The organism is Aminobacterium sp. EBM-42 (genome assembly GCF_001896635.1).
Classification (GTDB): Bacteria; Synergistota; Synergistia; order Synergistales; family Aminobacteriaceae; genus Aminobacterium; species Aminobacterium colombiense.
Genome location: NZ_MPPC01000011.1, coordinates 99,673 through 113,778 on the forward strand (window position 1 = coordinate 99,673; position 14,106 = coordinate 113,778).

Genomic DNA, 14,106 nt, shown 5'->3' on the forward strand with positions numbered 1-14,106 from the left:
AAATACATGCTGATGGATGTGTCTGTATTAAGGAAAAACGGGGTATGCGAAAGAAAGGTTCTGAAATGGGATGCCAGTGTCGCCGCCGGCTACACTGGGAGAGATCAAGCAAGTGTCCTTGCTCACGTTGAGGAACTTCGAAAGATAGGAGTGCCTGCACCTGATAAAGTTCCCTCAATGTACTGGGTGGAGCCAGAACGGGTTTCTTCGTCGAATACTCTGTGGGTGGTGGGAGATTTCACTTCCGGAGAAGTAGAAGTGTTCCTGGCGCGGACCGAAGAAGGAGAGCTCTGCGTCACAGTGGCAAGCGATCATACAGATAGGGCCCTTGAAACAGTATCGGTGGCAAAAGCCAAACAAATATGTTCGAAGATTGTGGGAGCCGCTTTCTGGCGGATGGACGAAATTCGTGGGCACTGGGACAGCATTGAACTCCGGTGCTGGGCAGACGGAAAACTTTATCAGGAAGGAACACTTGGGAAAATGCTACAGCCAGAAAAACTCTTTGAACTGGCTCAAGAGGATTCACCATGCTCTTCCTGCAGGATTGCCCTCTTTAGCGGTACCCTTCCTACCCTCGGAGAGGGGCTTATTTATGGCGAAAAATACGTTCTCTCTCTTAAAGACCCCCTTCTGAACAGGGAGATTCGTCATGAATACTCTGTCCGTATTCTGCCTGACCGCAACTAAGGAGGTATGGAATGAAGCTTAGAGTAGGAGTACTGCAGGTTGACATCGCCCTCGGCGATGAGAAGAAAAACCGTGAGAATATCGAAAGATGGATGTCCCAGGCCTACGTTCCTTCAGATGTGCCAACGGCCATCGTGGTTCCTGAACTCTGGAATACAGGGTACGCCTTGGAACGAGCCTCTGCACTGGCAGATACTGAAGGGAAAAGAACTGCTGCCTTTCTCGGCAACCTGGCCAAGAAATATGGCGTCTGGTTTGTGGGAGGGTCAGTTCTTGTTTCCACTAAAGAGGGGCATACCAATCGGGCGCAGGCTATCAACCCTCAGGGGGAACTTGTGGCCTGGTATGACAAGGTCCACCTCTTCCGACTCATGGATGAGGATAAATACCTCCTCAGTGGCAAAAAAGACTGCCTTTTCGATCTGGAGGGGATAAAGGCCGGATGCGTCATCTGCTATGACATCCGCTTTTGCGAATGGCTCCGTACCTATGCATTGAGAGGAACGGAGGTTCTTTTCGTAAGTGCGGAATGGCCGAGCTCAAGGGTAGCCCACTGGAAGACCCTTCTTCGCGCCAGAGCCATCGAGAATCAGATGTACGTGGTAGCATGCAACCGATGCGGAACTACGGGAAATACCCATTTTGCCGGAGGATCAATGGTCATCGGCCCTAAAGGAGAGATTCTCTTTGAAGGCAGTGAGGGGGAAGAGGCCGGGTTCGTCACCCTCAACCTGGAAGCGGTTTCAGAAATTCGGAAATTCATAACAGTTTTCAATGACAGGGTTCCTGAGATCTATGATACACAAACCAAATAGGAGGGGAAGGACAATGAAGAGAAGTGGAATTTTTTTGGCGCTATTCGTAATGGCGGCGATACTCTGGTCAGGTGCGGTATTTGCAAACACAGTTGAATTCAAGTTCGCTCATTCGGGAAGCCTAGAGCACCAGTATCAGATTGGCGCAGAGCACTTTAAGAAGGTAGTTGAGGAAAAATCTGGAGGAGAACTGAAGGTAAACATCTTCCCCCAGGCCCAGCTTGGCGGGGAACGGGATCTTGCTGAGGGTGTCCGTATGGGGACAATCGAAATGAGTTCGGTAGCAGCCAGCAACCTGGCAGGGTTTGTTCCGGAGCTTCAGGTTTTCGGCGTTCCCTTCCTTTTTCAGACCCGTGAGCAGGTCTACTCGGTGCTCGACGGAACTGTTGGCAAAGACCTCGCCGACATCATGCTTGCAAAGGGGTTCAAGAACCTCTCCATCTGGGAAGTGGGCTTCCGGAATATAACGAACAACGTCCGTCCGGTGAAAACACCCGAAGATATGAAGGGGCTAAAAATCCGGGTGCAGGAATCAAAGATCTGGATCGAGTTCATGAAACGCCTTGGCGCAATTGCCACACCGATTCCCTTTGGCGAACTATACACCGCATTGCAGCAAAAAGTTGTGGACGGCCAGGAGAACCCTGTAGCTACAATCTATTCCATGAAATTCTACGAAGTCCAGAAATATCTTTCTCTGACCGGCCACACCTATGAGCCGGCCATTGTGATAGCAAATCCGAAATGGTTCAATGGTCTTGACCCGAAACATCAGGCAATATTGGTGGAAGCGGCGGCCGAAGCAGCAGCCTACCAACGGGCGACCCTCGCCGAGATGGATAAGGAACGTTTCGAGATCATAAAGAAGGCCGGAGTTCAGGTGGAGGAGAATCCTGATAAGGAAGCTTTCGCAAAAGCGACAGAAGATCTTTATAAAGTTCTCGCTGATGTGGTACCCGAAGCTCTTGTTCAAAAGATCAAGGACGAAGCAGCGAAGGTAAAATAATGTCTCTCTGCTCTGGGGGATTTCTCCCCCAGAGTTTTTTCTTAGAGAAATCGAGGAGTGATCCCTTTGAGAAAAATTGAAAACATTTTTTCTGTCCTCACAGGAATTAGTCTCGCGGTGGTCTTCATTGTAACCTTTGGACAGGTAATCCAACGCTACGTCTTCCAGCTTCCCATGCCGTGGGCAACAGACGTGATTCGTATCTTCTTTGTCTATTCCATTTTCTTAGGCATGGGTGTAGGGGTTTTTAAGAAGGCCCACTTGAATATCGACGTCCTTGTACAAGTATTTCCTTCATGGGCCAAACCCTGGTTCGACCTCCTTTCAAATGTTGTGGTGATCATCTTCCTGAGTTTTGTTCTCTACTTCAGCATTCCTTTCATTAAAGCAAATGCTGACCAGGTGACTCCATATCTTCTCTTTCCCATGAGTTATATTTATATGATCATTCCTATTGCCGTTTCCTTTATGGTTCTGTTCCTCCTTTTAGATACAGCAAAACTGCTTGTTTCTCTTTTCGGAAGAGACAGATTTACTAATTCGGGGAGCAGGTGAGATAACCATGCTTTGGATAGCTGCTCTTTTCGGAATTTTTCTCTTAGGGATACCTATCTCCTTTTCCTTAGGTATAACGACCCTCATAGGACTAGCCGGAGCGGGACTTCCCATGGAGGTTCTCGTTCAGAGAATGTTCACAGGGGTAGATAACTTTGCTTTTGTTGCTATTCCTCTTTTTATCCTTGCAGGAAATCTTATGGCTGTGGGAGGAATATCGAAGCGTATCACCGACTTTTCAGAAGCACTTGTTGGGCACTGGCCAGGCGGCCTTGGAATGGTTGCCATTGTCGCATCTATGATATTCGCTGCCGTTACAGGCTCTGCCATCGCCGCCACAGCAGCCATAGGCGCTCTTTTAATCTCCGAAATGATCTCCAAGGGGTATTCTAAAGCATATGCAGCCTCACTGGTGGCAACCGCAGGATCCATTGGGCCTATCATTCCTCCCAGCATTCCCCTTGTGGTCTACGGAGTCATCGTTGGCAGCTCTATTGCGAAGCTGTTCATGGGAGGGATAATACCCGGAATCCTCATGGGGGTGTTCCTCATGATCGCAAACTGGATGATCAGTAAGCGACGTGGCTATGTTGGGCGGGAAACAAAATCAAGCTCTGCCGAACTCCGAAAAGGGCTTAAAGACGCTATTCTTGCCCTCCTCATGCCGGTTATCATCATCGGAGGAATCGTGGGAGGAATTTTCACTCCCACTGAATCGGCATCCATTGCAGTAGCATACTCCCTATTCCTCGGCACCATAGTCTACAGGGAGCTTTCATGGAAAGATATCACCAGGGCATTCATTGAAGCGGCTATTACCACCGGCATCATCCTTACGGTCCTCATGACTGCAAGCCTTTTTATTTGGTTCATGACTGTAAAAATGATTCCTCAATCCATCACCCAGAGTCTTCTTCAGGTGGTTACTTCAAAATGGGGAGCCCTTATGGTAATGAACATCATCCTTCTCATCGCTGGAACTTTTATCGACACCACGAGCGCTCTCACCATCTTTGTACCCCTCTTCCTGCCTCTGGTGAAGACCTTCGGGATAGACCTTATCCATTTTGGCGTAATGGTGGCAGTGAACCTCACAATAGGCATGTGCACCCCCCCTCTGGGCGTGTGTCTTTTCGTATCTTGCGAAATTGCCGGAACCTCCCTTCGGGAAATGTTTAAGGATCTCATTCTCATGCTCGTTCCGCTACTAATTTTGCTACTTCTTATAACCTACGTTCCGGGAGTTGTAACCTGGCTTCCAAATTTCCTCGGACTCTAGAACTAGAAAATCGCAACAGAGGGGGCTTCTCACAGCCCCCTCTGCGATATCTTGACATTTTCCATGTTGCGAACATAACATTACGCCATTTAAACGCAGTCCCAGCAAGTTTCACAAAAATTCTTCAGACCAAACGTCACTTCGTGGGTTTTCCCAAGTGCCTGCTTAAAAAAGTTTCCATAGCCCGGTAAAAATCGAAGCGGTTCTCTTCATTTGCGAAACCATGTCCCTCGTTATCTTTGATCATATATTCAACGTCTATATTGCGCTTACGCAACGCTTCCACAATCTGATCTGACTCAGCCTTTTTGACCCGCGGGTCATTTGCTCCCTGAGCAACAAAAAGAGGCGCCCGTATTTTATCCGCGTGAAACACAGGAGAAACTGAGCGAAGTAAATCCTTGTCTTTTTCAGGATCGCCAACCTGTTCATACATCATTTGCCGCCCCAGTTCCCAATAGGGAGGAAGGGTTTCAAGCAAGGTGAAAAGATTGGAAGGCCCAACAAAATCAACACCGCAAGCATAGATCTCCGGAGTAAAGGCCAGTCCAGCTAAAACAGCATAACCGCCATAGGAAGCGCCGTAAATGCCAACTCTCTCTGCGTCAGCTATACCCTCTTTTATGAGCCAACTCACCCCATCGGTAATGTCATTTTGCATGTTACGCCCCCATTGCCGAAAACCAGCAACCCAGAAACTTTTGCCATACCCAGTGGATCCTCTGAAATTCATCTCCAGAACCGCATATCCTCTGTTGGCAAGAAATTGAACTTCAGGGCTGAAGCCCCAAGCATCCCTGGCCCACGGACCTCCATGGGGATGAACAACCACTGGCAGATTTTTCGGCTCTACTCCTACAGGCAGGGTAAGATAGCCGTGAATGGTCAGCCCATCACGGGATGTGTACGTAATAAACCTCATCGGCGCCATCTCTTCTTCTTTTAACCACGGACTTAAATCCGCGAGTTTCTCGAAATCCCCCGTATTGCGGTCGTAAAAATAGTAGGAGCCCAGGGTTCGGTCGCTTCCCGCATATACAAGCATTCTATTTTCATCGCGGCTCATACTCGCTACCCCAACTTCGTATCCTGGAAGCTTTTCTTCTAGTATGGCCTGCAGCTGCCTCCGTTCCTCATCAAAAAAAGCGTAATGCCCCTTATCTGTGATAAAGCGAACTCCCGTAATAACCTGGCGTTTTTTAGATCGAAGAAGCCTGTAAACATCAACTTCGGGGTGCTCATAAACCAAATCGAGAAACGTTCCTGTTTCTGGGTCATAACGATAAATAGCGCTCTTGTCCCGATGGAGGTTAGAGGCTACATAAAGATAGCGGTTATCGAAGGTAAAGAAGAGGGGGCTCACCGAATCCTTAAAATTAGTCGTTATAACTGTGCGGAAAGGTTCATCCTCAGTTTTTCTGTATAAAAGACTTGTCTGAACGCCATCGCTTCTTACTGCCGCCCGAAGCTTCCCCTCATTGTCTGTCAGCCATCCGGCAATATCCCCAGGGTTTTCAGCAACAAGGCCCATTTCCCCTGTGGTAACATTGATTCGATACACATCGAAAAGACGAGAATCCCGCCGATTCATGGCAATGATCATTTCGTTCTCCACATCTTCCAGATCATCGACAATTGAAACCCGCACGTTAGGAAAGGGCGTGAGTTCTTTTTTATTCTTGCCGGTAATGTCAACGGAAAAGAGGTGATAATTTTCATCCCCGCCAGAGTCCTGAATATATATTATGCGATCATTTCCCTTCCAGAAGTACCCGGCTACATTTCGGGCCGTGGCTTCTGTGAGGCGCAAAGGCTCATCATGAGATCCTATTTTTTGCACATAGACATTCATGCGCCGTTGCCACGGTTGCGTATACGCTAAATATTCTCCATTGGGGGAAAGAGAAAAAGAAACCTTTTCAGGATTTCTAAAGAAATCTTCAAGAGGAATTTGGCGAGGGAGAGCCCATAGGCTTCCAGCATTCCACATCAAAATGACAACGGCAATTCCCGTCACAAGAACAGCAAGAAATATATGCTTCCACATACCAATCTCTCCTTCAAAGAATATATCTTTCATTATGTAAAAGTCAGTTTATCACGAAAGACACTTTGCCTAATCCGATAAAATGCCGAAAGTGCTTTTGACCTATTGATTCAAGACTGAATTTACAGAATACTATAATAAGGCTTAGAGAAAAGGAGGTGTGGTTATGGATCTAGGTATTAAGAACAGAGTTGCCCTCATTATGGCGTCAAGCAGCGGCCTGGGGAAGTCTATAGTTCGACGATTCCTTATGGAAGGCGCAACAGTCATGATGGCTAGCCGCAACGAAGAAATGCTTAACCGCGCAGTTCAGGAACTTACCGATGACACTAGCGTAACTCCCTATTACACAGTATGTGACATAACCAAAGGAGAGCAGATTAAAAATCTGATACGTTCGACGACAGAAAAGCTCGGTCCCATTTCTATTCTTGTAAATAACGCGGGGGGGCCTCCTGCAGGAACCTTTGACACCTTTGACGATGAAGCGTGGCAAAAAGCCTTCGAACTCAACCTTCTCAGCTACATTAGAACCACTCGGGAGGTACTTCCTTTTATGAAGGTTCAAAAGTGGGGACGGATCGTGAATTCCACGTCTTCTTCCGTTAAACAGGTAATAGAAAACCTTATTCTATCAAACACTCTGAGACTCGGTGTTATCGGCCTCACAAAAACTCTTTCACAGGAGCTTGCCCCTTATAATATTCTGATCAATGCCATTGGGCCCGGACGATTCGATACCCAGCGAATACGCCAGCTCGATCAGGCTTTAGCTGTCAAGCGAGGGGTTTCCGCAGATGAAATAAGCCGTGAAGCCATGAATCAGATACCTCTCGGCCGATATGGCCACCCCGACGAATACGCCAGGCTTGCCGTTTTCCTTTGTTCAGAGGCAAACAGTTACATCACGGGGCAAACCATACTTGCCGACGGAGGAATGGTAAAAGCAGTTCTTTAAAACCCCAAAGATAAGGCAGAGTGGCCGCTTAGCGCTTCATCCGCCTTATCTTCAAAACTATAGATGGCAACTCTATTTCTCTTCCTTATCCTTTTCAAAAAGGGACACTACCTCTTTTAACTGCTGGCGAATGGGAAGATTCTGAGGGCAAACCTCTTCGCAGGCTCCACACTCAACACATAGGCTCGCCCTTTCATAGTCTTTTACAAACACAAAATAGGTGTCTTTGGCCATCTTCTCATCATCAAACATAAAGGCCATGTTATAGCGGTTGAAGCATTCTGGAATATTCACTCCCTGAGGGCAGGGCATACAGTAACGGCAGTTCGTGCAATCCACCTTCATCCGCCTTTTATACTCTTCCTTAACCCTTGCCACAACGTCAAGATCGTGAACTGACAAGGCACCGGGGATACCCTTCGCGGCTGCCGCGATATTTTCTTTCACCTGGTTTATAGAATTCATGCCGCTCAGGACCACCGACACCTCCGGATGGTTCCAGACCCACCTCAATCCCCAGGCAGCAGGGCTCATTTCCTCCCTGGCTTCCTTCCAGATATTCTGAATGACATCCGGCACATTTACGGCCAGCTTTCCACCCCTTAAGGGCTCCATAATAACCACGCCAAGGCCACGGGACGCCGCTTCTTTTAATCCTCTGGTCCCTGCCTGATAGTTCTCATCAAGGTAATTGTACTGGATCTGGCAAAAATCCCAATGCCAGGCGTTAAGAATGTCTTCAAAAAGCTCATACTCTCCATGAAAGGAAAAACCTCCGTAGCGAATGCGCCCGTCTGCTTTCGCCCGTTCAAGAAAAGAGAAGACATCATGTTGCACCATATTGTCCCAACGCTGTCTGTTGAGGGAATGGACCAGATAAAAATCAATGGTATCTGTCCTTAAACGCCGCAACTGCTCATTTAAATAAAAATCCATGTCTTCATGTTTTTCGATGAGCCACGATGGCAGCTTTGTGGCAAGGTTAACCTTTTCTCTATAACCATTCTGCAGCGCTCTTCCCACAAAAGGTTCACTCATTTCGTTATGGTAAGACCAGGCCGTATCTACATAGTTCACACCGTTGTCAATGGCGTAACGCAAAATTTCGGTGGCTTCTGCTTCATTAATATTCCCCTCTGGCGTTACAGGAAAACGCATACATCCAAAGCCGAGAATAGAAAGTTCTTCTGTCATTCCAGGCATACGTCTATACTGCATCTCCTTTCCCCCTTTCAGTCATTTCTGTCTAGTATAGCAAAATCTTCTGCGGTTGACTTTTCATTTGCATTAGGGTAAATTTTAATAACAGATTATGGGACAATCTGTCCCAATACAAAAGGAGAGTATGAATGGCACCTTCTTCCCGTCATGATGTCATCCCTCGCATTGTTCGCATTATGGAAACTCTTAGCAGGGCCGATGACCTGCTGAGCATCAGGGATATAGAAGAACGTACTGGCATTCCACGCACCACTGTTCACCGTTTTCTTCGCTCTCTGAAACAGGAAGACTGGGTTTACCAAGATCCGATCACTGAAAATTTTCGTACAGGCATCCGTTTTTTCCTCTTGTTTGACCGAAAAGCCTTTTACCATGAACTCATTCAACGCTGCGACCCTTATATGAAAGAGCTTTCGGCAAAGACCGACAAAACCGTTCTTCTTTCTATTCTCAATGGAACGGAAGGGAGATGCATCCACTCTGTAGAACCGGCAACGGCATTAAAATTCGTTGCCCATAAGGGAATGGCTATCCCTCTTTACGCCGGAGCCACAGGGAAAATCCTCCTTGCCTTCGCCAAACCGGAAATTCAGCAAAAAATCCTTTCCCAGGAACGTGTGCCATTCACTTCGAAAACAACAATTGACCCTGAAGAGCTCAAAGATCAGATCGAAATCATCAAAAAACAAAGATATGCCTTTAGCCAGGAAGAATGGATGATCCATGCGGGAGACCTGAGTATCCCCATATTTGATCGGAACGGACAGTTTGTCTGTCAGCTGGGAATCGCTGGCCTTTCTTCCAGCTTTGACGGGCACGTGGAAGAGCTTCGTGCCCTTCTGATGGAAGGGGGAGCACAGATATCATCCCAACTCTAAGAAACGGGGGAATTTACCTATGACACAACTCATAGAATGTGCTTTAAATTTAAGCGAGGGGAGCCGCCAACGTGTAATGGATGCCATCTTACCAGAGGTCAGAAACCATGAACGTTACCCCAACATGGCAGAGGAGGAGCAAAAATGATCACTTCTCTTTTTCGAAATGCAGCTATTTATACCCCGGCATCAAGCCAAACTCCACTGTCAGGAGATAATCAGGGGAAGGTCGACTCTATCGCTCGGGGAGCCCTTTTATGCCGTAACGGCCTCATTGAAAAAATAGGGGAGGAGCATGCCGTAATAAAAGACCTCTCTCTTTACGATGTGGACATAGAGATCGATTGCGAAGGATGCTGCCTTATCCCAGGCTTTGTCGACCCTCACACCCACATCTGTTTCGCCGCCAGACGGGAAAGGGAGTTCTCTCAGCGTATTGCCGGCACTCCATACCTCGACATCCTTAGGGCTGGAGGTGGAATTCTTTCTTCTGTCAGAGCTGTCAAGGAGGCAAGTGAAGAAGAACTTTTTCAGACAACCCTTGAAAACGTACTTTCTGCCCTGTCTTTCGGCACAACCACAATAGAAATAAAAAGCGGTTATGGTCTCGACACTGAAACAGAACTGAAAATGCTTCGGGTCATTGATCGCATCAGACGGGAAACTCCCCTTGACGTGGCCATTACCTTTATGGGAGCCCATGCTGTTCCCCAGGAATACAAAGAAAACCCTGACACCTTTGTCAGCATTCTCACCGATGAAATGATCCCCGCCGTAGCAAAACAGGGATTTGCCAGGTTTTGCGATGTATTCTGCGAAGATGGTGTTTTCACCCTTCAACAGAGCCGCAAGATTCTGCAATCGGCACAAAAACACGGCCTTAAACCGCGGATTCATGCAGATGAGGTTTATGATACGGGGGGAGCGGGCTTAGCTGCCGAACTTCAAACAGTTTCTGCGGAGCACCTGCTCGCCGCTTCAGAAAGAAATCTGAAAGCCATGGCAGAAGCAAAAGTTATAGCTAACCTTCTGCCAGCCACTGCCTATAGTCTTCGCAAACCTTATGCCCCAGCCAGGAGAATGATAGAGCTTAATGTTCCTGTGGCTCTGGCTACAGACTGCAATCCCGGATCGTGCTTTACGGAATCAATGCCCTTTGTCTTCGGCCTCGCCGTTATGAATATGAATATGACAGTACAAGAGGCCCTTGTGGCATCAACAATAAATGCCGCGTGGGCCCTTGAGAGGCAACATTCCGTAGGCAGCCTTGAAGTGGGAAAACAAGCTGATTTCCTGCTTTTAGACGGAGATTCCCCGGCTATCCTTGCCTACCATGCCGGAGTATCGCCTGTTGTTTCAGTATATAAAAAAGGAGTTTTGGTCGCCTAAAAGTTTCTTTCTGCCAAGAGGAGGGATTTTATATGGAATCCACAAATAATCTGGTCGCTCAGGCCATGACAATCAAGATGGAATCTGAACTTCCAGACTACCCGAAGTTCAGGGAAGATATTCGAAGAGCCCCCGATAGGGGCTGGACCCTTACAAAAAAAGAAACAGAGCTCGCATTGAAAAATGCGCTCCGCTACATTCCAGAGGAACTCCATGAAAAAGTTGCCCCTGAATTCATGGAAGAGCTCAAGACACGGGGACGAATCTATGGATACCGTTTCAGACCGGAAGGACGCATTTACGGCAAACCAGTTGATGAATACGAGGGGAAGTGCCTTGCGGGCAAAGCCTTTCAGGTTATGATCGACAACAATCTGGATTTCGATGTTGCCCTCTATCCCTACGAACTTGTCACCTATGGTGAAACAGGACAAGTCTGCCAAAACTGGATGCAATACCGTCTCATTAAAAAATATCTTGAAGAACTCACAGAAAATCAGACCCTCGTCGTGGCATCCGGCCACCCCATGGGGCTCTTTAAATCAAAACCGGACGCGCCAAGGGTCATTCTCACAAATGGCCTTCTCGTAGGAATCTTCGATAACCAGGAAGAGTGGCACCGCCTCATGCAGCTTGGGGTCACCAACTACGGACAAATGACCGCCGGGGGATGGATGTATATTGGCCCTCAGGGCATTGTCCACGGCACCTTCAACACCATTATCAACGCCGGACGCCTCCATCTCGGCCTTGGAAACAACGATGACCTCGCGGGACATCTCTTCGTTTCTTCAGGCCTTGGAGGAATGAGCGGCGCTCAGCCCAAAGCGGTAGAAATAGCCAGAGGAGTTGGCATTGTCGCGGAAGTGGACGCCTCTCGCATCCAGACACGATACGACCAGGGCTGGGTATCGAGGATCACAGATGACGCAAAGGAAGCTTTTTCGCTGGCCAAGGAATACATGGCCAAGAAGGAAACCCTCTCTATTGCCTACCACGGAAATATCGTCGATTTGCTGGAATATGCCGTACAAAACAATATCCATATTGAACTTCTTTCAGACCAGACATCATGCCATGCCCCATATGACGGAGGCTATTGCCCCCAGGATTTGACCTTTGCCGAGAGGACTGAAATGCTTCACTCAGATTCTGTGAGATTCAAGGCCCTTGTGGATAAAAGCCTCAAAAAACATTTTCAACTGATCAAGGCCCTTGTTGACAGAGGAACGTACTTCTTCGATTACGGCAACTCTTTTATGAGGGCCGTCTTTGATGCTGGCGTAAAAGAAATATGTAAGAACGGGGAGGACACCAGAGAAGGCTTCATCTTTCCATCCTATGTGGAAGATATTATGGGCCCCTTGCTCTTCGATTACGGATACGGTCCATTTCGCTGGGTCTGCCTAAGCGGAAAGCCTGAAGATCTTTCAAAGACCGACCATGCCGCTATGGCCTGCATCGACTCCCATCGCCGTCCTCAGGATCGCGACAATTACATATGGATCCAAGACGCTGAAAAAAACAGACTCGTCGTCGGCACCCAGGCCCGAATCCTTTATCAGGACGCCGAAGGCCGGAGGAACATTGCTCTTGCCTTTAACAAAATGGTGCGGGAAGGGAAAATCGGCCCCGTCATGATCGGCCGAGACCACCACGACGTTTCAGGAACAGATTCCCCTTACAGAGAAACATCCAACATTAAAGACGGCAGTAATATCTGTGCGGATATGGCCTCTCATTGCTTCGCGGGAAACGCCGCTCGGGGGATGTCCCTTGTCGCCCTGCACAATGGCGGGGGAGTAGGCATAGGCAAAGTTATCAACAGCGGCTTTGGATTGGTTCTAGACGGCTCGGCAGAAGTTGATGACATCATTAGATCAGCCATGATGTGGGATGTTCTCGGCGGCGTCGCCCGCAGAGCCTGGAGTCGCTGCGACCACGCTATAGAAGTTGCTATGGATATAAACACAAAATACGCTGAAAACTATCATCTCACCCTTCCATTCATTCCTGACAACGCACTTATTGAGAAAACCGTGGAGGGAGCCTGGGAAAAGAGATAAAAACTATAGGGATCAACCTTTAATGGAGTGGAGCATTTCTCATGAAGAACGCTCCACTCTTTACATCTACTGATCTTTCTCTCAAATTTGATTTAAACATGCGATTGAGTGCAAAAGTAAAAGGATCTTCTTCAAAAAATGAATGGATATCCCCCTATGCTTTTCTGTCGCCATGGACTTAATCCCCAAACTTTTTATAATGGCCTAGGCATTTTTATCCTTTAATATTTATCGAGAGGGATTATGATTATGGTATTGGGAATTGCCTTTAGCATACTTACCGCGGCATGTTGGGCTACTTCTCCTCTTTTTCTTAAAAGGGGCATGAAGGAGCTCAATTTTTATGAGATCAATGCTATCCGTTCTATTGGCTTTTTGGCGGCTTCTTTTTTTATAGCTCTGGCGAGCGGTCCTTATGCACTTGCCTGGCATTCAGGATATCTCGTACTTTTTTCTGTTTTTGTCAATATCCTTATTTGCAATATCGTAGGGGACACTCTGTATTTCCTTGCTATTCGTGACCTTGGCATCAGCCGTTCTGTTGCTATTACCAGTTCTTACCCCCTTGTTGTCACGGCTTTATCTTATTTCTGGCTCAAAGAGGAGATCTCTTTCCATGTTCTTGCAGGAACCGCCCTTATCATCGCCGGCCTCATATGCATGAGGGGATCGGAGAGAGCCGCTCATACAACTTCGCGAGTTAAAAGAGGGTACCTTTCTGCCCTCATGGCAGCCCTCTGCTGGGGGCTTTCCATCCCCCTTACGAAGTGGGCCATCTCTATGCAAGGCATTGATCCTGTCACTCTAACCTTCTGGAGAGCAGCTTTTCTGGTACCTTCATCATGGCTTCTATGGCGTTTTATGTCGAGAAAAAACACTGAGCGATGGCTTTCTCTGCGACGGGCCCATCGTGGAGACTATATGAGCATACTTATGTCTGGGAGCGTTGGTCTGGCTTTAGGGGGATATGTATTTGCCCTGGCCATGAACTACGCCCCTGCATCAGTAGCGACTCCTATCACCGCTTCAAGCCCCTTCTTAACGGCTATAGGAGCTATTATTTTTATGCGAGAACATCCTCTGGCCTCCCACTGGGCGGGGATGGCCCTCATCATTAGCGGATCCATCGCAATGGGTGTTTAGACGTGAGGCTCCCCTCAAAGGGAGCCTCTTTTTGTTTCCCCCCTCTTCTCCCCATATTG

General features: G+C 47.8%; 13 protein-coding genes. 11 read left to right on the forward strand and 2 right to left on the reverse strand.

The genetic code is table 11. The annotated features are described in order from the left end of the window. Positions 1 to 6: 6 nt before the first annotated feature. The 5 genes from BUC50_RS03875 to BUC50_RS03895 are packed head-to-tail and all read left to right on the forward strand — an operon-like array spanning position 7 to position 4,345. Positions 7 to 690 carry a DUF2848 family protein gene (locus BUC50_RS03875; RefSeq protein WP_273015002.1) on the forward strand — a complete coding sequence of 228 codons (684 nt, stop codon included), beginning with the start codon at positions 7 to 9 and terminating at the stop codon, positions 688 to 690. An 11-nt stretch (positions 691 to 701) separates the two neighbouring features. Further along, the gene (locus BUC50_RS03880; RefSeq protein ID WP_286677163.1) at positions 702 to 1,505 is read left to right on the forward strand and encodes a carbon-nitrogen family hydrolase; all 804 of its coding nucleotides are present in this window, start codon (positions 702 to 704) and stop codon (positions 1,503 to 1,505) included. A gap of 13 nt (positions 1,506 to 1,518) precedes the next feature. Continuing rightward, positions 1,519 to 2,511, forward strand: a complete 993-nt coding sequence (locus BUC50_RS03885; RefSeq protein WP_286677164.1) for a TRAP transporter substrate-binding protein — start codon at positions 1,519 to 1,521, stop codon at positions 2,509 to 2,511. Positions 2,512 to 2,568: 57 nt separating this feature from the next. Further along, a complete protein-coding gene (locus BUC50_RS03890) occupies positions 2,569 to 3,066 on the forward strand; it encodes a TRAP transporter small permease (RefSeq protein WP_286677165.1) in 498 nt (165 codons plus the stop codon). A gap of 7 nt (positions 3,067 to 3,073) precedes the next feature. Then, positions 3,074 to 4,345, forward strand: a complete 1,272-nt coding sequence (locus BUC50_RS03895; protein WP_286677166.1) for a TRAP transporter large permease — start codon at positions 3,074 to 3,076, stop codon at positions 4,343 to 4,345. Positions 4,346 to 4,481: 136 nt separating this feature from the next. Here BUC50_RS03895 and BUC50_RS03900 read toward each other — a convergent pair whose 3' ends face one another. Further along, positions 4,482 to 6,392 (reverse strand): S9 family peptidase, encoded by a 1,911-nt coding sequence (locus BUC50_RS03900; RefSeq protein WP_286677167.1) that lies wholly within the window; start codon positions 6,390 to 6,392, stop codon positions 4,482 to 4,484. 166 nt (positions 6,393 to 6,558) lie between these two features. Between BUC50_RS03900 and BUC50_RS03905 the strand changes: the two genes are divergently transcribed. After that, a complete protein-coding gene (locus tag BUC50_RS03905) occupies positions 6,559 to 7,350 on the forward strand; it encodes an SDR family oxidoreductase (protein WP_286677168.1) in 792 nt (263 codons plus the stop codon). 72 nt (positions 7,351 to 7,422) lie between these two features. Here the strand turns inward: BUC50_RS03905 and BUC50_RS03910 are convergent, their stop codons facing one another. Then, positions 7,423 to 8,568, reverse strand: a complete 1,146-nt coding sequence (locus BUC50_RS03910) for an aldo/keto reductase (RefSeq protein ID WP_273313130.1) — start codon at positions 8,566 to 8,568, stop codon at positions 7,423 to 7,425. Positions 8,569 to 8,699: 131 nt separating this feature from the next. Between BUC50_RS03910 and BUC50_RS03915 the strand changes: the two genes are divergently transcribed. The 5 genes from BUC50_RS03915 to BUC50_RS03935 all read left to right on the forward strand — a co-directional run bounded on the left by BUC50_RS03915 (position 8,700) and on the right by BUC50_RS03935 (position 14,047). Then, on the forward strand, positions 8,700 to 9,449 hold the full coding sequence (locus tag BUC50_RS03915) for an IclR family transcriptional regulator (RefSeq protein WP_286677169.1): 750 nt from the start codon (positions 8,700 to 8,702) through the stop codon (positions 9,447 to 9,449). 19 nt (positions 9,450 to 9,468) lie between these two features. Further along, positions 9,469 to 9,597: a hypothetical protein gene (locus BUC50_RS03920; RefSeq protein ID WP_286677170.1), complete on the forward strand. Its 129-nt coding sequence runs from the start codon at positions 9,469 to 9,471 to the stop codon at positions 9,595 to 9,597. Next, the gene (gene hutI, locus BUC50_RS03925) at positions 9,594 to 10,838 is read left to right on the forward strand and encodes an imidazolonepropionase (protein WP_213700357.1); all 1,245 of its coding nucleotides are present in this window, start codon (positions 9,594 to 9,596) and stop codon (positions 10,836 to 10,838) included. The genes BUC50_RS03920 and hutI overlap by 4 nt, the downstream gene beginning before the upstream one ends. 32 nt (positions 10,839 to 10,870) lie before the next feature. Continuing rightward, positions 10,871 to 12,904: a urocanate hydratase gene (hutU, locus tag BUC50_RS03930; protein ID WP_286677171.1), complete on the forward strand. Its 2,034-nt coding sequence runs from the start codon at positions 10,871 to 10,873 to the stop codon at positions 12,902 to 12,904. A gap of 249 nt (positions 12,905 to 13,153) precedes the next feature. After that, entirely contained in the window at positions 13,154 to 14,047 is an 894-nt protein-coding gene (locus BUC50_RS03935; protein WP_286677172.1) for a DMT family transporter, read from the forward strand. Positions 14,048 to 14,106: the final 59 nt, after the last annotated feature.